Source organism: Azospirillum sp. RU38E (genome assembly GCF_900188385.1).
GTDB lineage: Bacteria > Pseudomonadota > Alphaproteobacteria > Azospirillales > Azospirillaceae > Niveispirillum.
In genome coordinates this window covers 1-20,454 of record NZ_FZOI01000014.1, presented here as the reverse complement: position 1 = coordinate 20,454, position 20,454 = coordinate 1, and the positions used below count along the sequence as shown (strand labels likewise).

Annotated in this window: 23 protein-coding genes and 1 pseudogene; 16 read left to right on the top strand and 8 right to left on the bottom strand. The window is 64.2% G+C overall.

Annotated features, from left to right (window positions below):
- The first annotated feature begins 200 nt into the window (after nucleotides 1-200).
- Together pedF and CHB97_RS19155 are read left to right on the top strand one after the other, a co-directional pair.
- Entirely contained in the window at nucleotides 201-629 is a 429-nt protein-coding gene (pedF, locus tag CHB97_RS19160; protein WP_089289617.1) for a cytochrome c-550 PedF, read from the top strand.
- Nucleotides 626-1,474 (top strand): ABC transporter substrate-binding protein, encoded by an 849-nt coding sequence (locus CHB97_RS19155; RefSeq protein ID WP_089289616.1) that lies wholly within the window; start codon nucleotides 626-628, stop codon nucleotides 1,472-1,474. Before pedF ends, CHB97_RS19155 begins: the two co-directional genes overlap by 4 nt.
- Before the next feature lie 65 nt (nucleotides 1,475-1,539).
- On the opposite strand, the gene CHB97_RS19150 is transcribed toward CHB97_RS19155, so the two are convergent.
- Nucleotides 1,540-2,304, bottom strand: coding sequence for an SDR family NAD(P)-dependent oxidoreductase (locus CHB97_RS19150; RefSeq protein ID WP_305764486.1), 765 nt, complete (start codon nucleotides 2,302-2,304; stop codon nucleotides 1,540-1,542).
- A 200-nt stretch (nucleotides 2,305-2,504) separates the two neighbouring features.
- Between CHB97_RS19150 and rhmD the strand changes: the two genes are divergently transcribed.
- From rhmD to rhaT, 4 genes are all read left to right on the top strand, one after another.
- Entirely contained in the window at nucleotides 2,505-3,692 is a 1,188-nt protein-coding gene (rhmD, locus tag CHB97_RS19145) for an L-rhamnonate dehydratase (RefSeq protein WP_089289614.1), read from the top strand.
- Nucleotides 3,693-3,924: 232 nt separating this feature from the next.
- Nucleotides 3,925-4,788, top strand: a complete 864-nt coding sequence (locus CHB97_RS19140; RefSeq protein ID WP_089289613.1) for a fumarylacetoacetate hydrolase family protein — start codon at nucleotides 3,925-3,927, stop codon at nucleotides 4,786-4,788.
- Nucleotides 4,785-5,540 (top strand): SDR family NAD(P)-dependent oxidoreductase, encoded by a 756-nt coding sequence (locus CHB97_RS19135; protein WP_089289612.1) that lies wholly within the window; start codon nucleotides 4,785-4,787, stop codon nucleotides 5,538-5,540. Before CHB97_RS19140 ends, CHB97_RS19135 begins: the two co-directional genes overlap by 4 nt.
- A gap of 109 nt (nucleotides 5,541-5,649) precedes the next feature.
- Nucleotides 5,650-6,723, top strand: coding sequence for an L-rhamnose/proton symporter RhaT (gene rhaT / locus CHB97_RS19130; RefSeq protein ID WP_089289611.1), 1,074 nt, complete (start codon nucleotides 5,650-5,652; stop codon nucleotides 6,721-6,723).
- Nucleotides 6,724-6,750: 27 nt separating this feature from the next.
- Here rhaT and CHB97_RS19125 read toward each other — a convergent pair whose 3' ends face one another.
- Nucleotides 6,751-7,332, bottom strand: coding sequence for a PadR family transcriptional regulator (locus CHB97_RS19125; RefSeq protein ID WP_089289610.1), 582 nt, complete (start codon nucleotides 7,330-7,332; stop codon nucleotides 6,751-6,753).
- 113 nt (nucleotides 7,333-7,445) lie between these two features.
- Between CHB97_RS19125 and CHB97_RS19120 the strand changes: the two genes are divergently transcribed.
- The gene (locus CHB97_RS19120; RefSeq protein ID WP_089289609.1) at nucleotides 7,446-8,225 is read left to right on the top strand and encodes a siderophore-interacting protein; all 780 of its coding nucleotides are present in this window, start codon (nucleotides 7,446-7,448) and stop codon (nucleotides 8,223-8,225) included.
- A gap of 12 nt (nucleotides 8,226-8,237) precedes the next feature.
- On the opposite strand, the gene CHB97_RS19115 is transcribed toward CHB97_RS19120, so the two are convergent.
- Nucleotides 8,238-9,206 carry a response regulator transcription factor gene (locus tag CHB97_RS19115; RefSeq protein WP_089289608.1) on the bottom strand — a complete coding sequence of 323 codons (969 nt, stop codon included), beginning with the start codon at nucleotides 9,204-9,206 and terminating at the stop codon, nucleotides 8,238-8,240.
- Nucleotides 9,207-9,437: 231 nt separating this feature from the next.
- Here CHB97_RS19115 and CHB97_RS19110 point away from each other — a divergent pair, with 231 nt between their 5' ends.
- The 7 genes from CHB97_RS19110 to CHB97_RS19080 all read left to right on the top strand — a co-directional run bounded on the left by CHB97_RS19110 (nucleotide 9,438) and on the right by CHB97_RS19080 (nucleotide 15,693).
- On the top strand, nucleotides 9,438-10,262 hold the full coding sequence (locus tag CHB97_RS19110; protein ID WP_160106022.1) for a hypothetical protein: 825 nt from the start codon (nucleotides 9,438-9,440) through the stop codon (nucleotides 10,260-10,262).
- 16 nt (nucleotides 10,263-10,278) lie between these two features.
- Complete coding sequence (locus tag CHB97_RS19105) at nucleotides 10,279-10,584, top strand: STAS domain-containing protein (RefSeq protein WP_089289606.1); 306 nt, start codon at nucleotides 10,279-10,281, stop codon at nucleotides 10,582-10,584.
- A gap of 21 nt (nucleotides 10,585-10,605) precedes the next feature.
- Complete coding sequence (locus CHB97_RS19100; RefSeq protein ID WP_089289605.1) at nucleotides 10,606-11,349, top strand: ATP-binding protein; 744 nt, start codon at nucleotides 10,606-10,608, stop codon at nucleotides 11,347-11,349.
- The gene (locus CHB97_RS19095) at nucleotides 11,346-12,545 is read left to right on the top strand and encodes a PP2C family protein-serine/threonine phosphatase (RefSeq protein ID WP_089289604.1); all 1,200 of its coding nucleotides are present in this window, start codon (nucleotides 11,346-11,348) and stop codon (nucleotides 12,543-12,545) included. The genes CHB97_RS19100 and CHB97_RS19095 overlap by 4 nt, the downstream gene beginning before the upstream one ends.
- A 3-nt stretch (nucleotides 12,546-12,548) precedes the next feature.
- Nucleotides 12,549-12,893, top strand: a complete 345-nt coding sequence (locus CHB97_RS19090) for a PilZ domain-containing protein (protein ID WP_089289603.1) — start codon at nucleotides 12,549-12,551, stop codon at nucleotides 12,891-12,893.
- A gap of 137 nt (nucleotides 12,894-13,030) precedes the next feature.
- Nucleotides 13,031-14,830 (top strand): ABC transporter ATP-binding protein, encoded by a 1,800-nt coding sequence (locus CHB97_RS19085; RefSeq protein WP_244559613.1) that lies wholly within the window; start codon nucleotides 13,031-13,033, stop codon nucleotides 14,828-14,830.
- On the top strand, nucleotides 14,830-15,693 hold the full coding sequence (locus CHB97_RS19080) for an alpha/beta hydrolase (protein WP_089289602.1): 864 nt from the start codon (nucleotides 14,830-14,832) through the stop codon (nucleotides 15,691-15,693). Before CHB97_RS19085 ends, CHB97_RS19080 begins: the two co-directional genes overlap by 1 nt.
- Here the strand turns inward: CHB97_RS19080 and CHB97_RS19075 are convergent.
- From CHB97_RS19075 to CHB97_RS19060, 4 genes are all read right to left on the bottom strand, one after another.
- Nucleotides 15,677-17,278 carry an NTP transferase domain-containing protein gene (locus CHB97_RS19075; RefSeq protein WP_089289601.1) on the bottom strand — a complete coding sequence of 534 codons (1,602 nt, stop codon included), beginning with the start codon at nucleotides 17,276-17,278 and terminating at the stop codon, nucleotides 15,677-15,679. The two genes, CHB97_RS19080 and CHB97_RS19075, sit on opposite strands and share 17 nt — an antisense overlap.
- A 5-nt stretch (nucleotides 17,279-17,283) precedes the next feature.
- Entirely contained in the window at nucleotides 17,284-18,000 is a 717-nt protein-coding gene (locus tag CHB97_RS19070) for an XdhC family protein (protein WP_089289600.1), read from the bottom strand.
- Nucleotides 17,997-18,329 (bottom strand): XdhC family protein, encoded by a 333-nt coding sequence (locus CHB97_RS19065; protein WP_089289599.1) that lies wholly within the window; start codon nucleotides 18,327-18,329, stop codon nucleotides 17,997-17,999. The genes CHB97_RS19070 and CHB97_RS19065 overlap by 4 nt, the downstream gene beginning before the upstream one ends.
- 73 nt (nucleotides 18,330-18,402) lie before the next feature.
- Nucleotides 18,403-19,266, bottom strand: coding sequence for an ATP-binding protein (locus tag CHB97_RS19060; RefSeq protein ID WP_089289723.1), 864 nt, complete (start codon nucleotides 19,264-19,266; stop codon nucleotides 18,403-18,405).
- Between the two features lie 221 nt (nucleotides 19,267-19,487).
- On the opposite strand from CHB97_RS19060, the gene yajC reads away from it, so the two are divergent.
- Together yajC and CHB97_RS19050 are read left to right on the top strand one after the other, a co-directional pair.
- Nucleotides 19,488-19,835 carry a preprotein translocase subunit YajC gene (gene yajC, locus CHB97_RS19055; protein WP_089289598.1) on the top strand — a complete coding sequence of 116 codons (348 nt, stop codon included), beginning with the start codon at nucleotides 19,488-19,490 and terminating at the stop codon, nucleotides 19,833-19,835.
- Between the two features lie 97 nt (nucleotides 19,836-19,932).
- On the top strand, nucleotides 19,933-20,307 hold the full coding sequence (locus CHB97_RS19050; protein ID WP_244559612.1) for an Mth938-like domain-containing protein: 375 nt from the start codon (nucleotides 19,933-19,935) through the stop codon (nucleotides 20,305-20,307).
- A gap of 68 nt (nucleotides 20,308-20,375) precedes the next feature.
- Here the strand turns inward: CHB97_RS19050 and CHB97_RS26085 are convergent.
- Nucleotides 20,376-20,454 (bottom strand): annotated as a pseudogene (locus tag CHB97_RS26085) (IS5/IS1182 family transposase); the annotation flags it as partial.

Genomic DNA, 20,454 nt, shown 5'->3' with positions numbered 1-20,454 from the left:
TTCCAGCCATTGACCGGCAAGCCTATCGGGCCGCCATGCGCGGGGCCATTAGACCATGGCAGCATGTCCCCGAAAGCCCGTGGAAAGCGCTTTGGCACCAAAGTCCAATTAGGTGCGCAGGGGGAAACGGTTACCCTTCCAACCATTGCAAGGCTGCTTCGCCAGCCCGTCACCGACCATTCTTCCCTGAGGAAATCACCATGCCGTCGCCCGCCCGCCTCGCCGCCGGCCTGATCGCCGCTGCCCTGCTGTCCGCCAGTTTTTCCCTGCCCGTGCTGGCGCATGGGGATGTCACCCCGCAACCGGTGAACACCGATGGGCTGGAGAAGCTGGGGCCGGACTGGCGGCCCAGCAACCCCTATCGCGGGAACAAGCGGGCCATTGAGATCGGGGCGTCGGCCTATAACCAGAATTGCGCCCGCTGCCACGGGCTGGGCGCCATTTCCGGCGGCATCGCCCCCGATCTGCGCTTTCTGGAGACGGGGGATACCGGCGATGAATGGTTCTCCGAACGTTTCCGCAAAGGCGCATCGCGCGATGGCAAGGTCTATATGCCCGCCTTTGGGGAGGTACTAGGCCAGGAGGCCGGTTGGGCCATTCGCGCCTGGCTGGAAACGGTTCCGCAATGAACAGGCGTCATCTGCTGACGCTGATCACAACCCTGCCGCTTGCGGCAGGGTTTTCGCGTTCCAGCCCGGCCGCCCCGCTGGACAAGGTGATGGCCAAGGGCGTGCTGCGCATCGCCGTCTATCGGGACAATCCCCCCTGGTCCTGGCGGGCAGAGGGCAGGCTGGTTGGCATTGACGTGGATATCGGCCGGGCCCTGGCGGAAAAGCTGGGCCTGAAGGCGGAATTCATGGAACTGACGGCCGACGAGAATATGGATGATGATCTGCGCAACGCCGTCTGGAAGGGCTCCATCCTGGGCGAACCGGTGGCGGATATCATGATGCATGTTCCCCATGACCGGGAATTCGGCCTGCGCAACGATATGGCGGTGCTGACCGCCCCCTATCACCGGGAAAGTTTCGCGCTGGCCTGCAATCCGGCGCGCACCGAATGCCGGGGAAATCTGGTGGAGATGGCGGGCAGCGCGGTTGCCGTGGAGACGGACAGTGTGCCGGATTTCTATCTGACCGGGGCGTTTGGCGGCCGGCTGCGCGGGGATGTGGTTCACCACCTGACACCCGCTGCAGCCCTGGCCGACCTGACAGAGGGCAATGCGGGTGCGGCGATGGCGACTCTGGCCCAGGTGGAACAGGGATTGGCCGGCAAGGCCAAGGGCCTGGTCATCCGGCGCGGGCCGTTCCCCGGCCTGTTGAAACAGGCTTGGGAGATCGGCCTGGCGGTGAAAACCGACAGCCGCGACCTGGGCTATCGGCTGGAAGATATAATGGCCGGCCTGCTGGCCGACGGTCGCATTGCCGGCATCTTTGCCACCCATGGCATCAGCCATGTGCCGCCTGGGGTATAAAGGCGCTATTGTACCCCGAACTCCAGCCCCGGCGGGATCAACCCGCCGGGGCTGGATGAATCTGGTTACTGCAAGTTCACAAACGCACCGCCATCCACCAGGATGGCCGCACCGGTGACGTAGCGCGCCATGTCGGAGGCCAGGAAGACCACGGCACCGCCAATATCCTCCGGCTGGCCCAGGCGGCCCAGCGGAATGCGGCCTTCCATATATTTGCGCTTGGCCTCATCAGCCAGATCATCGCGGTTGATGTCGGTGATGATGGTACCGGGCAGCACGGAATTGCAGCGGATGCCATAGGGGCCGAGCGCGATGGCGCAGCTCTGCATCAGCGAATGCACACCCGCCTTTGTGGGCGTGTAATGGGTCTGCATCCCGCCGCCGACCAGGGCGGAGATGGAGGAGATGGCGACGATGGCACCGCCCTTGCCCTGATCCTTCATCCGGTTGGCTGCCGCCTGAGTCATGTAGAAGGCGCCGTTCAGATTCACCTTGATGGTGCGGTCCACCACCTCCGCCGGCATGTCCAGGAAGCTGTGGAAGGGGCAGATGCCGGCGTTGGACACGAACACATCCACGCTGCCAAAGGCATCCACCGCCGCCTTGGCAAAGTCGGTGGCGGCGGCCGGATCGGCCACGTCGCCCTTCACGGCGATGGCGCGGCGGCCCAGTGCCTCAATCTCCGCCACCACCGCATCGGCGGCATCCGGGCTGCTGGCGTAATTGATCGCCACATTGGCCCCGTGGCGGGCGCATTCCACCGCCACCGCCGCGCCAATCCCGCGCGAGGCGCCCGTTACCAGCACCGTCTTGCCTTCAAGCAGCATCATTTCCTCCGATTGTGAGTCCCATATTGCGGACATAACTCTCATAAAGCAAAATAGACAGCAAGGGGGAGCTTTACCTACCCAAGTTTCTATCAAGCCACCCCACGCATCGACATCATTGACAGGGCAAGTCCCATTTTATAGAACAGTATCCCATAAATGAGAACGGGCGATGATCGCCCCTCCAGGGAGTGGACAGCATCATGGGCTTTCCCCTTATCCGCGATGTTCGTGCCTATGTGGTGCGGGGTGGCGGTGCCGATTATCATGACCAGGGCGACGGCCATTGGATCGACGACCATATTGCCACGCCGATGAGCCGGTATCCGGAATACCGCCAAAGCCGGCAGAGCTTCGGCATTAATGTGCTGGGCACGCTGGTGGTGGAGATCGAGGCGGCCGACGGCACGGTCGGTTTTGCCGTCACCACCGGGGGTGAGCCCGCCTGCTATCTGGTGGAAAAGCACTTCTCCCGCTTCCTGATCGGGCGTTCGCCGGTGGAAGTGGAGAAGATCTGGGACCAGATGTATTTCGGTTCCCAGTATTATGGCCGCAAGGGTCTGGTGGTGAACGCCATTTCCGGCGTCGACCTGGCCCTGTGGGACCTGCTGGGCAAGCTGCGGCAGGAGCCGGTCTACCACCTGCTGGGCGGTGCCGTGCGCGATGAGCTGACCTTCTACGCCACCGGTGCCCGGCCCGATCTGGCCAAGGAAATGGGCTTCATCGGTGGCAAGATGCCGCTGCATCACGGCCCGGCCGAAGGGGAAGAGGGCCTGCGCAAGAATATCGAGGAACTGGCCACCATGCGGGAGCGGGTGGGGCCGGATTTCTGGCTGATGTTCGATTGCTGGATGGCACTGGACCTGAATTACGCCACCAAGCTGGCCCACAAGGCGCAGGAATACGGCCTGAAATGGATCGAAGAGGCGTTGTCGCCCGACGATTACTGGGGCTATGCCGCGCTGAAGAAGGCAGCCCCGCCGGGCATGTTGGTGACCACGGGTGAGCATGAGGCCACCCGCTGGGGCTTCCGGATGCTGATGGAGATGGATTGCTGCGACATCATCCAACCCGATGTTGGCTGGTGCGGTGGCGTGACGGAGCTGACCAAGATTGCCAACATGGCTGACAGCCGGGGCATCATGGTCATTCCGCACGGCAGCTCGGTCTATTCCTATCACTTCGTCATCACCCGGCATAACAGCCCGTTCGCCGAATTCCTGATGATGGCGCCCAAGGCCGACAAGGTGGTGCCGATGTTCCACCCGCAGCTGCTGGGTGAGCCGGTGCCGGTGAATGGCAAGCTGAAACTGTCCGACAAGCCCGGGTTTGGTGTGGAGCTGAACCGCGAGGTCGCCCTGCACCGGCCCTATGTGGGGGCGGGGAAGTAACAGACGCCTGGGGGGCTGTGTCGACTACGTTTTCGTTTTTGGCGCCACTCCCACTTTCTCACCGTCACCCCGGCGCAGGCCGGGGTCCAGGGTCACAAGCGCTTTGCTCTACGAAACTGGACCCCGGCCTGCGCCGGGGTGACGGGAGAAGGGGAAGGACGGACGGTGCCTCACCGGATGTTCGACGCAGCGCCTGCCCCCCATCCATTTCCGATCACGAAAGAAAAAACCCATGAAACTGCTGCGTTACGGCCCCAAGGGGCAGGAAAAGCCCGGTCTGCTGGATACGTCCGGCACCATCCGCGACCTGTCCGGCCATATTGCCGATATCACGCCCGACACGCTGACGCCCGCCGGTCTGGCGCAGATTGCCGCCATCGACCCGGCCAGCCTGCCGGCGGTGGAAGGTTCGCCGCGTTACGGCGTTCCGATCAATGGCGTGCGCAAATTCATCGCCGTGGGGCTGAATTTCGCGGACCATGCGGCCGAATCCAACCTGCCGGTGCCGTCCGAACCGGTTCTGTTCACCAAGGCCATTTCCTGCCTGACCGGCCCCAATGATCCGGTGATGATCCCCAAGGATTCGGTGAAGACCGACTGGGAAGTGGAACTGGGCATCGTTATCGGCAGCCGCGCCCGCTATGTCAGCGAAGAAGTGGCGCTGGATCATGTCGCTGGCTATGTGCTGATCAACGACGTCTCCGAACGCGCCTTCCAGATCGAGCGTGGTGGCACCTGGGACAAGGGCAAGGGCTGTGACACGTTCGGCCCGGTCGGCCCCTGGGTGGTGACCTCGGACGAGGTGGGTGATCCGCAGGATCTGGATATGTGGCTGGAAGTGAATGGCCACCGCTATCAGAACGGCAATAGCCGCACGATGATTTTCACCTGCCGCCAGCTGGTCTCCTATATCAGCCAGTTCATCACCCTGGAACCGGGTGACCTGATCACCACCGGCACCCCGCCGGGCGTGGGCATGGGGCTGAAGCCGGAACCGAAATTCCTGAAGGCTGGTGACGTCATCCGCCTGGGCATTTCCAAGCTGGGCGAACAGCGCCAGGACGTGGTGGCCTGGACCCAGGAAGGTGTGGCATGAGCAGCACCATCTATGCCAACCGCTACCAGGGACAGGTCGCCATCGTCACCGGGGGGGCGTCGGGCGTGGGCCGCGATGTGGCGGCCCGGCTGACGCAGGAAGGGGCCCAGGTGGTGATCTGGGACATGAACCTGGATGTGCTGGCCGCTGCCAAGGCGGCCACGGGTGCCGTGGATGCCGTGCAGCTGGACGTGACGGATGCCGATGCCGTGCAGGCGGCGGCCGATGCCGTGGCGGCCAAGCTGGGCCGGCTGGATGTGCTGGTGGCCAGTGCGGGCATCACCGGGGCCACGGTGCCGGTGCAGGAATTCCCCCTGGACAGCTGGCGCCGGGTGATCGACATCAACCTGAACGGCCTGTTCTATTGCTGCCGCGCGGTGATTCCGCACATGCTGAAGAACGATTACGGCCGCATCGTCAATGTCTCCTCCGTCGCTGGCAAGGAAGGCAACCCGAACGCGTCCGCTTACTCGGCCTCCAAGGCCGGCGTGATCGGTTTCACCAAGTCGCTGGGCAAGGAACTGGCCAAGACCGGCATCCGCGTCAACGCCCTGACCCCGGCCACCTTCAAAAGCCCGATCCTGGAACAGCTGCCGCAGAGCCAGATTGACTATATGCTCTCCAAAATCCCCGCCGGTCGGTTGGGGGAGGTGCATGAGGTGGCGGCCATGATTTGCTGGATGGCCAGCCAGGAATGCAGCTTTACCACCGCGTCCACCTTCGACATTTCCGGCGGACGTACAACCTATTGAAAATATTCTGGGGGCGGTGCGAACAGCACCGCCCCTTTTTTTGCATTCATGACAACCCGACAAGAAGCAAGAGCCGCGACACACACGGCCTGACGGGAGGATGGTACCAATGCCCAATCCATTGATTGGTTTGCTTTTCCATTGGCTGGGCGGCCTGGCGTCCGCCAGCTTTTACGTTCCCTATAAAAGCATCAACCGCTGGTCCTGGGAGATTTTCTGGATCGTTGGCGGCCTGTTCTCCTGGGCCATCGCGCCCTGGATCGTTGCTGGCCTGCGTACCAACGACCTATTCGGTGTGCTGGGGGCAACGCCGACTGACACGCTGTTCTGGTGCTGGTTCTGGGGCCTGCTCTGGGGTTTCGGCGGTCTGACCTTCGGCCTGACCATGCGCTATCTTGGCCTGTCCCTGGGCATGGCCGTGGTGCTGGGTCTGACAACGGTGATCGGCACGCTGGGGCCGCCGATTTTCGATGGTTCCCTGCTGCATCTGGCCCAGACGGCCAGCGGCGGGGCCACCCTGTCCGGCATCCTGGTGACACTGGTGGGTATTGTGCTGGTGGCCAAGGCCGGCAAATCCAAGGAGGCGGAAGGGGCCGGCGGGCAGGGCGGCGGCGTGGCCGAATTCGACCTGCGTAAGGGGCTGGCCGTCGCTGTCTTCTCCGGTGTCATGTCCAGCTGCTTTGCCTTTGGCCTAGCTGCCGGCCAGCCGATCCGTGACCTGACGCTGGCCGCTGGCACCGACGTGTTGTGGCAGGGGCTGCCGGTGCTGTGTGTGGTGCTGGTGGGTGGCCTCACCACCAATGCCCTTTGGTGCGGTTGGCTGATCTTCCGCAATGGCAGCCTCGGTGAACTGGTCGGCCGTGTGCGCGATGGCGGGGCACGCCCGCCGTTGCTGCGTAACTATCTGCTGGCGGCCTTTGGTGGCACGCTCTGGTATCTGCAGTTTTTCTTCTACACCATGGGTGAAAGCCAGATGGGGGCCTATGGCTTCTCTTCCTGGACGCTGCATATGGCCAGCATCATCCTGTTCTCCACCCTGTGGGGCTTCGCGTTGAAGGAATGGGCAGGCACCTCCCGCCGGACCCGCAGCTTTGTCTGGGCGGGTATCGGCGCCCTGGTGGGCTCCACCATCATCATCGGCATCGGCAATGCCCTGGCCGGTGGGGCCGGGGCAGGGCATTGACCACCCGACGCCGGTGAGGGTTGAGGTTCAGGGGGCCGCCGTCTCCGGCAGGCCCCCAATCTCCTTCACCGCCTGCTCCAGAATGGCCTTTACCCTGGCCGTCTCCGCCGTTGTCCATTGGTCCGCGTGGAAGGCCAGGGCCGCTTTCAGCTTTTCCATGCTTTGCATTACCGGCTCTGGCACCGTGCGCTTGACCATGGCGCGGGCGGCGAACTGCATCCGTGACTGCGCCAGTTCCACCGCATCGGCATTTTCAGCCAGCCATTGCCGTCCCTCTGGCGTGACCGCCAGCGGGCGGCGGGCGCCATCGCCCTCCACCGGGGCGATGTGGCCCAATTCTTCCGCCATGGTCAGGATCGGATAGACCGAACCGGGGCTGGGGCTGTAAGTCCCGTGAAAGATGGCCTCGATCGCCTTGATCAGCTCATAACCATGGCGCGGTTGCTCGGCCAGCAGGGCGAGCAGCACCAGCCGCAGGTCACCGGGACCGAAAACCCGGCCACCGCCGCCGCGCCCGTGCCGGCCATGCCCAAGCCCGCTGCCATCCGGGTGATGGTCACCCCGTTCCCCTTGGCGGCCATGGCCGCGCCCCCGCATTCCGTCGCGCATGATCCCAAATTCCAACGTTAAGTGACCGGATGGTCTGTCCCTGAATCACTCTTGACGTTACAAACGATATATCGTTTGATCGTTACGTACATAAATTCCGGAAAGATCATATCATGGAAAATGCGAACGGGGATGAACGGACCCCACGCCGGGTGCGTCACGAATTGCGCTTCCGCCAATTGCTGGTTTCCGCCGTCACCGACCTCACCCCCTCCATGCGCCGCATCACCCTGACGGGGCCGGAGTTGGAGGGATTCTACAGCCCCGGCTTTGACGATCATGTGAAGCTGTTCTTTCCCCGACCGGGTGAACCGGTGACGGTGCGGCCGCCGGCGCCCGATACAATGGCGGGGGAGGAAAAGCCGATCATGCGGGATTTCACCCCGCGCCATTACGATGCCGCCACCAACCAACTGACCATTGATTTCGCCTTGCATGAAAGCGGCCCCGCCTCCGATTGGGCGCGTACTGCGCAGCCGGGCGATCCGCTCAGCATTGGCGGACCCCGCGGATCGATGCTGATTCCGCTGGCCTTCGACTGGCATCTGTTGGTGGGGGATGAAACGGCGCTGCCGGCGATTGCCCGGCGGCTGGAAGAATTGCCCGCTGGCGCCCGCGCCATCGTCGTGGCCGCCGTGGCGGGACCGGAAGATCAATTGCCCCTGAGCAGTGCCGCCGACGTCACCCTGCACTGGGTCCATCGCCCGCTGCAAAATGGTGACGATGCCGCCCCGGTCCTGACAGCCCTGGCCGGGCTGGATTTTTCGCCGGGCGCATGGTTCGGCTGGATTGCTGCCGAGGCTGGTGTCAGCCGTGCCGTGCGGGCCTGGCTGGAAACCGAACGCGCCGCGAACCCCGCCTGGTTGAAGGCCGCTGGCTATTGGGTGAAGTAAGGCCCACCCGCCTTACTCACCAGCGCCTGTCCGCCGGCGCAGATTCCCCACCGTTTGCGGCGATACGCCCACCCGCCGGGCGATTTCCCGATCCGACAGGCTGGCGGTTTCCGGGTCCGTCAACATCCGCACCACCTCTTCGCGCCGCTCCGATGCGGTGCGGAAATGGCTGGGTTTGCCCTTATCCTCATCATTCTGTTCCACGGCCCCTTCCAGCCGGGCCAGATGGCGCAAATCCTCCAGCAAGGCTGCTTCCATCCAGCTGCCACGGCCGGCACGGGCCCGCCAATATTCAGCACGCGCCAGGGCATCCTGCGCCGTCTGCGCGCGCAGGCCATGTTCTACCAGCCGGCGAATGACAATCGCACGGGCATGGGCAGGCAGGTCCAGATGGGTCTGACCGTCATTGCCTTCCGCCCGATGCGGCACCAGTGCTGCCAGTTCCCGGTCCCGCCGTTCCCAATATTCCAGCTCCGCCAGGGCACCGGCAATGGTGGTGGGCAATGAATAGGCCGTTTCCACGGCGCGGCGGATATCGGGGGGCATATGCCGGGGCAGGCTGGCCGTGGTCCAGCCATCCAGGCTGCGGGTCCAGCGGTCCAACGGCGCTTCCTGTGGCCGGGCCCAGCGGGCCACAGCCGCGCGCAACAGCTTCTCCCGGCTGCAGGGGGCCAGCGCCGCCTCCCGGCTGCCATAGCGGGCGATGACCTGCGCCGGCTCCAGCTGTGCCTCCCCCTGTCGGGGCGGTGGCGGTGGGGGGGGAGCATGACGCGGTGGATGCGCCCGCGCCGGGGCGGGGGTTGATGCCGGCGTTGCCGGAATGGGCGGTACAGGTGCCAGACCGGAAACCAGATCAACCAGCCGCTTGCCCTCTCGGGCCAGCATCCGGCGCGCGGTTTCAATCGCGGTGGCCGCTTCCCCGGCATTGGCGCTGTCGGCCAATGCCAGAACCTTGGCCAGTTTCGCCACGTCCAACATCATGTCTCCGTCCATTTTGGACAAAGATAGCGATTGTCAGCCAAATGTCCAGTTTGGACATTTTCACCGCAGCCAGGGGTGAAGAATGAAGCAAAAGATCAGGTTGGCTGTTCGGCAATTGCTGGTCTTGCCCCATTGGTGGTAGCAATAGGTTAGCGGGAAAGCCCGGCCGGACGGGAAAGGTGCCCCCAGCGTACCTGACTGTTCTGACCCTCAAGAGGAAGAGCGCGTATCTTGAACGAAATGGGCATCATCCGGGGCTTGTCGGAAGAAGAATACACGGCCCTGTTCGACCGAATCGCTGCGTCCTCTCAGGGTGTTGCCTTCCTGCGTGAACATGCCCGACGTGCGGGTGAGACGGGGCAGGCGCAGCTTGAAGTCGCCTTGCGCGAAATGCGCGCACTCTACAGCCAGCAGGCCAGCCTTTATCAGACCGCCGGCCGCGCGGAGGCGCTGCGCGGGGAACTGATGGAGATGGCGGCGTCCATCGAACAGGCCCGCCGGGAGATCGCGGCCCTGCGCCCGAAAGAGACGGGAAACAACCGACTCGACATCGCCACCAATGAACTGGACGCCATCGTCTCCACCACGGAACGGGCCTCCATCGAAATTCTGCAATCGGCTGAACGGCTGATGGAAGTGGCTGGCCGCCTGAAGCGCGGCGGCGCTGATCCTGACCTTTGCGCCGATATCGAAAATGAAGTCACCAATATTTTCACCGCCTGTTCCTTCCAGGATCTGACGGGCCAGCGCACCAGCAAGGTGGTGAATGCGCTGCGCTATGTGGAACAGCGCGTCAATGCCATGATCGCCATCTGGAATATCGAAGGGGTGAAACCAACCACCCCGGAGGAGCCGGAGGATAAGCGGCCCGATGCCCATCTGCTGGGCGGGCCGCGATCCGATGGGGTGGACCAGAATGAGGTGGATGCGCTGATGTCCGGTTTTGCCACACCGGCACCAGCGGCAAAACCGCCCTCGTCACCAGCACCCGCAAGTGCTGTTGACGAACCGCCCAATCCGTTGGACCAATCTGAAATCGACAATCTGTTCGACTGAATCACGGAGACTTTCGATGGATTACGCCGTCCAGACCGCTGCCGACGGGTTACGCGTCACCCTCGCGGGCCGCATGACGCTGGTGGATCACGAGAAGTTCCGCGCTGTGGTGGAATCAATCGAGCGGATGCAGGGCGAACGCTGCGTTTTCGACCTCAGCGGGTTGGAATTCGTGGATAGTTCCGGCCTTGGCATGTTCCTGATCGCCCGTGACGTGGCTCTGCCGAAGAATGTGGAGATTGAGCTGTTCGGGGCACAGGAATCGGTGCGCCGCATTTTGCAGATCGCCAAATTCCAGACGCTTTTCCGCGTCACGCCTTGACCGGACGGGGAGCCGCCAGCCGTGACCGCGCTGCCGCCAACCCCACCAGCAGGCTCTGGCCGGCCGCCAGAAAGCGCCATCAATATTGGTGGTGATCTGGCGCCGGCGATGTTGCGGCGTATCGCGGTTCTGCATGGATTCGGCGTTGCCCCGCCGGGCGCGCCCTGCACCATCATGATGACCTTGCGCGCCACGGATCGGGAGCTGCAGGCGTGCCTTGCTGGGGGCGCGCGGGGGTATGTGGAGGTGGAGAGCGATCTGGGTTTGCCGGCGCCCGCCCTGCGTGGCTTGGCCGCCCCGGATCGTCTGCATGTTTCGGTGACGACGGCCAGCTGTTTCAGCATGGCCATGCCCCCCATCCTGGGGGGAGAAATGATTGCGCGCGGCTGGCTGCGTCCGGATCGGGTGCATGATCTGGAGCTGTGCCTGCACGAAGCGGTCAGCAATGCCGTGGTGCATGGCAATCTGGGTATCCGCAACGGCCCCGGCGGCGACCGGGAGGCGTTTGACCGCTTCCACCGCGAAATTCACAGCCGCATGGCCATGCGGGACTATGCCCGCCGCCGCGTCTCCATTGATATCAGCAATGAGGCTGATCAGGCAGTGGTTGCCGTCAGTGACGAAGGGGAGGGATATCAGGCGGCAAGTCCGGATGTGGCACCGGATGCCAAATCGGGCCGGGGCTTGCGTCTCCTGCGCGAGCTGGCCGACGCGGTGGATGTCACCGCCGGCGGTTCCCGTATCAGCATGATGTTCAAACGATGAGCGGTGGAGCAGACAGCGAAAAGGGCGCCTTCCCCGGCGCCCCCCGGCGGATTGCCTTTGGCGATTTCCGAGTGCTGATTGTCGATGACAGCCGGTTCAACCGGGAAATCCTCTCGCGCTTCATGCATTGGGTGGGCATTGGCGGCGTGGATTTCGCCACCAATGGCCAGGAAGGGCTGCAGCAGCTGGCAGCCCGTCACTATGATCTGGTGCTGCTGGACATTGACATGCCGGTGATGGATGGGCTGGCCATGTGCCGGCAGGTTCGCACCAATCCGGCCTGGGCTGATCTGCCCGTTTTGATGCAGACATCCTCCCGCTCCGACCCGGCGGGGGTGAAGTGTTTTGAGGCCGGGGCATCGGATATTCTGGCCAAGCCGATCAATCCGGGTGAATGCATGGCCCGGGTGCGGCTGCATCTGGAAAAGCAGTTCTTCTTCCGCAACCTGTCTGATTTCCATCGCCGGCTGCAAAGCGACCTGAAGCTGGCCCGCAACATGCAACTGTCGCTGATCCCGGATCAGCGGGCGATTACGGCGGCCGGGCTGCGCCATGGCCTGTCCATCGAAGGGCGGTTTGAGCCGTCGGACGAATTGGGCGGTGATTTCTGGACAATGTTTGATCTGGATGAAAACCGGCTGGGCATTCTGGCCGCCGATTTCTCCGGCCATGGTATTTCGGCTGCCATCAACACATTTCGTTTTCACACCCTGATCGAACGTATCCCCCCGCACGGGTACGAACCGGCGGCTTGGCTGACCATGCTGAACCGGCCGCTGAAGGATCTGCTGCCGGTGGGGCAGTTTGCCACCTGCTTCTATGGCATCATCGACCGGGCCGCCGGCACGCTGCGTTACGCGGCGGCCGGCGCGCCAAGTCCGCTGCTTTATTGCGCGGGCAAGAGCACCCTGCTGGATGCCAGCGGCCTAATGCTGGGCGTTTCCAACAATCCACTGCTGACGGCCGATGAGGTGGCGTTCCCCCAGGGGACCAGCCTGCTGGTCTATTCCGACGCGGTGACGGAGGCAGAGGATCGCAACGGCCATCTGCTGGGGGAAGAGGGGCTGTTGCGGCTGGTCGATCAAACCTTCGGGACCGATGAAAAGCGGCTTGCACCTTTTCTTGCCGCCTTCGACACTGTGGTGCAGCGGCCTTTGGCCGATGATTTGACCGCCATCTGCATCAGCAGGCTGTAAGCCATGTCGGGAACCGGATTTTTCAGCGCCATTGCCGCCCTGGTGAAGCCGAACCGCCGTCGCTATGACCGGCGGCCGGTTTACGCCCCCATCCATCTGCATGTCGGGTCGGATCGGTTCGACTGCCGCATCAGCGATGTTTCTGCCTCTGGTGCCCTGCTGACCGGCGCCCCTTCCTTGCCCATCGGCACGCTGCTGGTGCTGGAGGTGCCAGCGGTAGGCATGCAGGCTGATGCCCGCGTGGTGCGGCAATCTGCCCAGGGGATGGGGGTGGCCTTCACCAAGGAAGGGGTGGGGGCGATCATTGCCGGCTGGCTGCGGGGGCAAAGCCCGGCGGACCCCGCCTGACGGGGGCGGGGAATGGCGGCCCTGCGCCGGGTCTTCTTGCCGGGTGCCCATCATCTGACAATATGCTACCTCTTCGCACGCCGGTGACGGGCATGGCCGTTGCCTGGATATGTGTCCGCTGATGGAAATTGCCTGCCTTGGCCACCCCGCCCCTGTCCAAAAATATTGTGGCGCTGCCCGCCGATAATAAGCGCAGCCAGCCCACTTTCACGCTGGTGCGCCGCCTGATGCGCACCTATCTTGGGCCGTACAAGCTGCGGCTGGCCCTGGCCCTGGTGCTGATGGTGGCGGAGGCGGCTGGCACCGGCACCATCGCCCAGGGGCTGCAGCCGCTTCTGGATAAGGTTTTCCAGCCGGATAATCATGGCTATCTGCTGCCCTTCGCCGCGTTGATCTTCATAGCCTTTGTCGTGCGCGGCGGCGCCTCCTATGGCCATTCGGTCATGGTCAACCATGTCGGCCAGCGGGTGGTGGCGCGTATTCAGGGGCAGGTTTACAGCCACCTGATCCGGTCCGATCTGGCCTATCTGCATGGCCGCGCCTCCGGCGAGTTGATTTCGCATCTGGTCAATGATGTGAACCAGATGCGCATGGCGGTGTCGGAATGCCTGACCGGTATTGTCAATAATGCGCTGACCCTGATCGTGCTGATCGCGGTGATGTTTGAAAAGGACTGGCTGCTGGGCCTGATCGCCTTCACCGTTTTCCCCTTTTCCGGGCTGTTCCTGTCGCGGCTGGGCAAGCGGCTGCGCCGCATCGCCGCCCGCCAGCAGGCAGAGCTGGGCAATTTCTCCGCCGTGTTGAGCCAGACCTTCCAGGGCGCCCGGCACGTGAAGGCCTATGGCATGGAGGCATATGAGGAAAAGCGGGTCGGCGTGACCATCGACCGCTTGCGCAAGCTGACGGCCAAAAGCTACCGCACCGCCGCTTCCACCATGCCGATCAATGAGGTGTTCAGCGGCGTGGCCGTGGTGGGCATCATCCTGTATGGCGGTTACACCATCGGCACCGGTGACAGCACGGCGGGCCAGCTGGTGGCCTTCATCGGTGCCTTCATGCTGGCCTTCCAGCCGATGAAGGCACTGACCAAGCTGAATGCCCAGTTGCAGATGGGTTTGGCGGCAGCGGAACGGGTGCTGGCGGTGCTGGATGCCAAGCCGGCCATCGTGGATCGGCCTGATGCCAAAACCCTGCCGGTGGCCATGCAGGGCATCCGGCTGGATCAGGTGCGCTTCGGCTATGGTGAGGATACGGTCGCGCTGAACGGTATCGATATTGAAATTCCGCCCGGCCGCACCGTGGCCCTGGTGGGGGCCTCTGGGTCCGGCAAGACCACCGTGTTGAACCTGATCCCGCGTTTTTATGATGTGGATGCCGGCCGGGTGCTGGTGGGCGATCAGGATATACGCGATGTGACGCTGGCCAGCCTGCGGGCCAATATCGCCCTGGTCAGCCAGGAAACCGCCCTGTTCGATGATACGATCCGCGCCAATATCGCCTATGGCCGCCCCGGCGCGTCGGAGGCGGAGGTGGAACAGGCCGCCCGCGATGCGGCGGCGCATGATTTCATCCTGCAACTGCCCCAGGGCTATGACACGATTGTGGGTGAACAGGGGCTGAAACTGTCCGGCGGGCAACGCCAGCGGATTGCCATTGCCCGTGCCATGCTGAAGAACGCGCCCATCCTGCTGCTGGATGAGGCGACATCGGCCCTGGACAGTGAATCGGAACGCGCCATCCAGGAAGCTTTGCGCCGGCTGCAGGCCGGGCGCACCACCATGGTCATCGCCCACCGGCTGTCCACCATCATTGATGCCGATTGCATCTATGTGATGGATAAGGGCCGGGTGGTGGAGCAGGGCACGCATGAACAGTTGCTGGCAACGGGCGGTGCCTATGCCCGTTACTACGCGCTGCAGGCGGGGCTGGAGGGCTGATGTTCTGGCTGCTGGCGATCCTGGCGCTGTTCTATCTCGCCATTGTCGCTGGGCTGACCGTGCAGCAGGAAAAACTGATCTTCCGGCCCCATCGCGGCCGGGTTTCCCCGCCGGATTGGGGGTTGGCTGATTTCCGGGTGGTACAGGCGGCCACTGCCGACGGTCTGGCGTTGGATTGCTGGTATCGGGCGGCCGATGGGCTGACCAAGCCGACCATTGCGCTGTTTCCCGGTAATGCCGGCCATCCCGGTCTGCGGGCCGACAAGGCGCGGGCGCTGGCCGATGCCGGCTATGGCGTGCTGATCGCCGGATATCGCGGCTATGCCGGCAATGACGGGGAGCCGTCGGAAAAGGGCTTGCTGGCCGATGGGCGCGCCGCGCTGGATTTCCTGGTCGGGCAGGGGGTGTCGGGCCGGAAGCTGGTGATCTGGGGGGAAAGCCTGGGCACCGGCATCGCCGTGCCCCTGGCGGCGGAACGCGGGCTGGCCGCCCTGATTCTGGAGGCCCCCTTCACCAGCCTGTCCGATGTTGCGGCCCAGCGATACCCGTTCGTTCCGGTGCGCGCCTTGCTGCGACACCGCTTCAACAGCGCGTCTTTCATGGCGGAGGTGCGCGCACCGGTGCTAATCCTGCATGGCCGCGCCGACCGGACCATTCCGGTGGCATTGGGGGAGGCGCTGGAGGCATTGGCGACAGCACCCGTCACCGCCTGGCGCCCGGCGGCGGGCGCCCATACCGACCTGATGGCCCATGGCGCTATGGCGCAGGTGCTGGCCTTTCTGGGGGGCGAGGCGGGAAAGCCCTCACCGCTGGAGATGGAACAGGTCCGCAGCGGCGGGCGCGCGCTTATCGTTCGCCCGTGAGCGCGATCAGGTCGGCCAGTGCGTCCGGTGTATCCACATCGCGCAGCACGCCGTCATTGTCCATCGGCACGTCGCAGATGGCGGCGGCGTGGCGCAGCAGCAGGTCACGCGCGCCTTTATCGCCGGTAAGTCCCTGCATTTCCGGCAGATAGGTACTGTTCCACAGGATCGGGTTGCCCCGCTGCCCGCCATGGCTGGGCACACAGATGCCGCGCCCATCGGCGGGGGAGAAGGCGGCGATCAGCCGGTCAATCTCCCCCGCCGTCACCAGCGGCATGTCGCCCAGCAGCACCATCACCCCATCCAGATCGGCCGGCAGGGCAGCCAACCCGGCCTTCAGGCTGGCGCTCATCCCCGCCGCATGGTCGGCGGCATGGGTGATGTGGAGCGGCAGCCCGTCCAGCAGCGCCCGCACCGCCGCATCATCATGACCGGTTACCAGCGTCAGGCCGCAGAGCTGAGAGGCGGTCGCCGCCTCCACCACATGGCGCAACAGGGGCTTGCCCTGGAAGGGCAGCAGCAGCTTGTTGTCCTGGCCCATGCGTCGGCTGCTGCCGGCGGCCAGGATCAGCCCCTGGATGCGCGGCTGCCGGGCACCGACGGCGCGGGGAGCGGGTCGTTCAGCCACCTCTGCCAGCAGGCCACCCACCCCCATGCCCATCAGATCATCCGGTGTTACATCCAGCCCGGCCCCCAACCGCCAGAGCAGCCAATCCACCCCGTTCAGTTTGGGGGAACGGGCGCAGCCCGGCAGGCCCAGCACAGGCTTGCCCTGCCGTTCCCCCAGCATCAGCAGATTGCCGGGATCAACCGGCATTCCCAGATGGCGTACCGTGCCGCCCGCCTGTTCCAGCGCCAGCGGAATGACATCACGCCGGTCGGTAATGGCCGAGGCACCCACGATCAACAGCAGATCGGCCCCCTTCGCCGCCAGCACGGTGGCCAGGGCCGTTTCGTTATGCGCCACCCGCTGTTCCCAGGCCAGGGTGGCGCCAATGCCGGCCAGCCGCTGCGCCAGCACGGTGCGCGTCTTGTCCAGAATGCTGGGCTTGACGCCGGGCAGCAGCGTCTGCACCAGCCCCACCGACAGGCCAGCCCAGGGGGAAAGCCGGATGGGCGGTTGGGCCAGAACCTGTTCCACCTGCGAAATGATGGTTTCAGAGACGGCGAAGGGGATGATCTTCACCGTCGCCACCATCTGCCCCGCCACCACTGGCGTGAAGGGGGGCAGGGTGGCGATGGTCACCCCTTCATCAACCCGGTTTGTCCGGTCAATCACCGCCCGATCCAGCACCAGTAAACCATCAGTGGCGGCGAACAGGTTGACCCGGCCGGTATAGGCCGCCCCTTGCGTCAGACCGGCGCCCGCCAGCGCAGCGCCCACGCGCGTGGCGGCCCGGTCTTCCGCCACATCATCGGGATCCAATTGGGCGACAATGATTGTTTCGATACCGGATGCAATGATCCGATCCCGGTCTGCCACCGTCAGCACATGGCCCTTGCGCAGGCGTTGATCAGGCAATGACAGCGCATGGGCCAGGATATGGCCAGCCGCCATAAGGGTCGGTACGGAACCGAAACGCATCCGCCTTATTCCTTCGCCGCCTTCTGGCGCGGGCCGCGCCGCTGCAGCACCATGTCCGCCAGAATGGAAAGGGCGATTTCCTGCGGGCTGACCGCCCCGATATCCAGCCCCACCGGCCCCCGGATACGGGCAAAATCCGCCTCCGCCACCCCATCGGCCAACAGCCGTTCGCGGCGGCTGGCATGGCTTTTCCGGCTGCCCAGGGCACCGATATAGAAGGCGGGCGTTGCCAGGGCGGCCTTCAGGGCCGGATCGTCGAACTTGGCATCATGGCTGAGCGTCACGATGGCGCTGCTGGCATCGGGCCGCAGGGCCGTCAGCGCCTCATCCGGCCATTCCCGCACCAGAACCGTGTCGGGGAAACGTTCCGGCGTGGCAAAGGCGGCCCGTGGGTCGATCACCACCACCTGATATCCCGCCAGCCGCGCCGCCGGGGCCAGGGCCTGGGCCAGATGCACCGCGCCGATGATGAACAGCCGCAGCGGCGGGGCAAAGATATTGATGAAGAAACGGCCCTCATAGAATTCCACCATGCCGCTGCGGTCATGGCGGATGGCCTCCAGCACCTGGGGCAGGAATTCATCCTCCAACCCCACATCGCCCTGCTGCCGGCCATCGCTGCCCACCAGGGTCTGAAACCCGGTGCCCATATCGGTGACCAGGGCCACCGGCTGACCAGCCTGCTGGGCCCGGCGCAGTGCCTCAAACACACGGCGCTTCATGCGATCGGCTCCAGATAGATGTCCAGCTTGCCGCCACAGGCCAGGCCCACTTCCCAGGCCAAGTCATTGCTGATGCCAAAGGAGATCAGGCGCGGCTCCCCCTCCTGCATCACCTTTTCCGCCTGCAGCGCCACCGCCCCTTCGATGCAGCCGCCGGAAACCGATCCGGCCATGGCCCCGCCCCCGGCAATGGCCATCAGGCTGCCGACCGGGCGGGGGGCGGAACCCCAGGTGCCGATAACGGTGGCCAGCGCCACCGGTTTGCCCGCGGCCAGCCAGTCGGCGGCCTGCTGCAAGATAAGGGCGTTATCCGCCGCCAGCGTACTCATGATGCAGCCTCCGACCCTTTCGGGGGAAATGTGAGTGCCACAGATGGGGATTTTATCGGAAAGGTCCAGCGGCTCAACCCAGGCGCCGGCCCTGGCTGCCGGCCAACTCCTGAATCAATTGCCATGCCACGCGGCCCGACCGGTTGCCGCGTGTGACCGACCATTCCACGGCGGCGGCGTGCAATTCCTCCACCGGGATACTCAGCCCATAGGCAGCGGCATAGCCCTCGATCATGGCGAAGAACGTATCCTGGTCGCAGGAATGGAAGCCCAGCCACAGGCCGAACCGGTCGGACAGGCTGATCTTCTCCTCCACCGCCTCGGCCGGGTTGATGGCCGTCGAGCGTTCATTCTCGATCATGTCGCGCGGCATCAGATGGCGGCGGTTGGAGGTGGCGTAGAGCAGCACATTTTCCGGCCGTCCCTCGATCCCGCCTTCCAGCATGGCCTTCAGGGATTTGTACTGGCCGTCATCGGTGCCGAATGAAAGGTCATCGCAGAACAGCAGGAAGCGGCGGTCGCTGGCGCGCAGCACATCCAGCAGCTTGGGCAGGGTGGGGATATCTTCACGGTGGATTTCCACCAGCACCAGCCCACCCGGCGCATCGCGGTTGATACGGGCATGGATGGATTTCACCAGGGAGCTTTTGCCCATGCCGCGCGCCCCCCACAGCAGGGCATTGTTGGCCGGCAGGCCACGGGCGAAGCGTTGGGTATTTTCCAGCAATTGCTGGCGCTGCCGGTCGATGCCCTGCAACAGCTCCAGCTCCACGAAGGACACCTTTTCCACCGGCACCAGGGCCAGTTCCGCCGCGCGCCAGACAAAGGCGTCGGCCGCCGCCAGATCGGCGCGCGGCGTGGCGGGCGGGGCCAGCCGGTCCAGCGCGTCGGCAATGCGGGACAGGATCGGCAGCAACGGATGGGTGGTGTCGGTCATGGTCATGCGTCTGTCGCGGTTTTCAGGCAGGATAGGGGCTTGCGGGCGGCAAGCGCCCACCCCAATTGTGCGGGGCCGGAACGGTAGCATGTGGAAGCGGCCATCAAACCCGGTTCAGCCGCATGGCTGGGGTGAGTTTCGGTTGCAACCCGCCCGTCCCCTTGTATAGTCCCCGCGTCTGGCGTTTCGCCTGAAAAGATCCGTCCTTTGAGGAGCAGTTGATGTTCATTTCCACGGCCTATGCCCAGGCTGCCGCCGCCCCGACCGATGGGGGCGGGATGCAACAGTTGATGTCGCTGGCGCCGCTGGTGCTGATTTTCGTCGTCTTCTATTTCCTGCTGATCCGTCCGCAGCAGAAGAAGATGAAGGAACATAAGTCGATGCTGGACGCCCTGCGCCGCGGCGACAAGGTTGTCACCGGCGGCGGCATTGTCGGCACCGTCATTAAGGTGGGTACCGATGATGATGTGACGGTGGAAATCGCCGAGGGCGTGCGCGTTCGCGTCATGCGCGGCACCATCACCAGCGTGCTGAGCAAGACCGAGCCGGTGAAGGGCGACGATAAGTAATATCATCGCCTTTTCTGCCCGATAGGCCCGCGCAGCCCTTGGGAACAGGGGTAACGCGGGCCTTGTTATATCCGGACATACACAGCCGAGGTATCTGATGGATGTGACCCCGATCATCCCCGCCGACCGTCAGGTGATCGACACCTATGGCCCCGGCATGTTCCGCGTTTCCAACCGGCTGTATCAGGAACCGGTGATCGTACAGCCGGACGTCACCCACCCCTGGGACGTGGCCGGATTCGCCGGACTGACGCTGGAAAGTTTCGCCCTGATCACCCAGGCCGACCCGAAGGTGGAGGTGCTGCTGCTGGGCTGTGGGGCGAAGATGCAGTTACTGCCATCGGCCCTGCGCAAGGCGCTGCGGGAGGCAGGCGTGGTGGTGGATGTGATGGACAGCCCCGCCGCCTGCCGCACCTATAATGTGCTGCTGGCCGAGGGGCGGCGGGTGGCGGCGGCCCTGCTGCCGGTTTAAGAGTACGTCTGGGATTTTTGTTTATTGTCAGACTCTTAAATTCTCACGTTGTTATGGTCTGTTGACATTCATCGCATCACCAGCACGGTTGCGGTAAGGTTTATCATTGCGGCGTAGCTGCAATCTGTTTTGTCGTAGCGGGTGGCG

Excerpts from the sequence above, each read along its gene's own strand:
- pedF (WP_089289617.1), top strand. The coding sequence starts at position 201 with ATGCCGTCGCCCGCCCGCCTCGCCGCCGGCCTGATCGCCGCTGCCCTG.
- CHB97_RS19155 (WP_089289616.1), top strand. The coding sequence starts at position 626 with ATGAACAGGCGTCATCTGCTGACGCTGATCACAACCCTGCCGCTTGCG.
- CHB97_RS19150 (WP_305764486.1), bottom strand. The coding sequence starts at position 2,304 with ATGATGCTGCTTGAAGGCAAGACGGTGCTGGTAACGGGCGCCTCGCGC.
- rhmD (WP_089289614.1), top strand. The coding sequence starts at position 2,505 with ATGGGCTTTCCCCTTATCCGCGATGTTCGTGCCTATGTGGTGCGGGGT.
- CHB97_RS19140 (WP_089289613.1), top strand. The coding sequence starts at position 3,925 with ATGAAACTGCTGCGTTACGGCCCCAAGGGGCAGGAAAAGCCCGGTCTG.
- CHB97_RS19135 (WP_089289612.1), top strand. The coding sequence starts at position 4,785 with ATGAGCAGCACCATCTATGCCAACCGCTACCAGGGACAGGTCGCCATC.
- rhaT (WP_089289611.1), top strand. The coding sequence starts at position 5,650 with ATGCCCAATCCATTGATTGGTTTGCTTTTCCATTGGCTGGGCGGCCTG.
- CHB97_RS19125 (WP_089289610.1), bottom strand. The coding sequence starts at position 7,332 with ATGCGCGACGGAATGCGGGGGCGCGGCCATGGCCGCCAAGGGGAACGG.
- CHB97_RS19120 (WP_089289609.1), top strand. The coding sequence starts at position 7,446 with ATGGAAAATGCGAACGGGGATGAACGGACCCCACGCCGGGTGCGTCAC.
- CHB97_RS19115 (WP_089289608.1), bottom strand. The coding sequence starts at position 9,206 with ATGATGTTGGACGTGGCGAAACTGGCCAAGGTTCTGGCATTGGCCGAC.
- CHB97_RS19105 (WP_089289606.1), top strand. The coding sequence starts at position 10,279 with ATGGATTACGCCGTCCAGACCGCTGCCGACGGGTTACGCGTCACCCTC.
- CHB97_RS19095 (WP_089289604.1), top strand. The coding sequence starts at position 11,346 with ATGAGCGGTGGAGCAGACAGCGAAAAGGGCGCCTTCCCCGGCGCCCCC.
- CHB97_RS19090 (WP_089289603.1), top strand. The coding sequence starts at position 12,549 with ATGTCGGGAACCGGATTTTTCAGCGCCATTGCCGCCCTGGTGAAGCCG.
- CHB97_RS19080 (WP_089289602.1), top strand. The coding sequence starts at position 14,830 with ATGTTCTGGCTGCTGGCGATCCTGGCGCTGTTCTATCTCGCCATTGTC.
- CHB97_RS19075 (WP_089289601.1), bottom strand. The coding sequence starts at position 17,278 with ATGCGTTTCGGTTCCGTACCGACCCTTATGGCGGCTGGCCATATCCTG.
- CHB97_RS19070 (WP_089289600.1), bottom strand. The coding sequence starts at position 18,000 with ATGAAGCGCCGTGTGTTTGAGGCACTGCGCCGGGCCCAGCAGGCTGGT.
- CHB97_RS19065 (WP_089289599.1), bottom strand. The coding sequence starts at position 18,329 with ATGAGTACGCTGGCGGCGGATAACGCCCTTATCTTGCAGCAGGCCGCC.
- CHB97_RS19060 (WP_089289723.1), bottom strand. The coding sequence starts at position 19,266 with ATGACCGACACCACCCATCCGTTGCTGCCGATCCTGTCCCGCATTGCC.
- yajC (WP_089289598.1), top strand. The coding sequence starts at position 19,488 with ATGTTCATTTCCACGGCCTATGCCCAGGCTGCCGCCGCCCCGACCGAT.
- CHB97_RS19050 (WP_244559612.1), top strand. The coding sequence starts at position 19,933 with ATGGATGTGACCCCGATCATCCCCGCCGACCGTCAGGTGATCGACACC.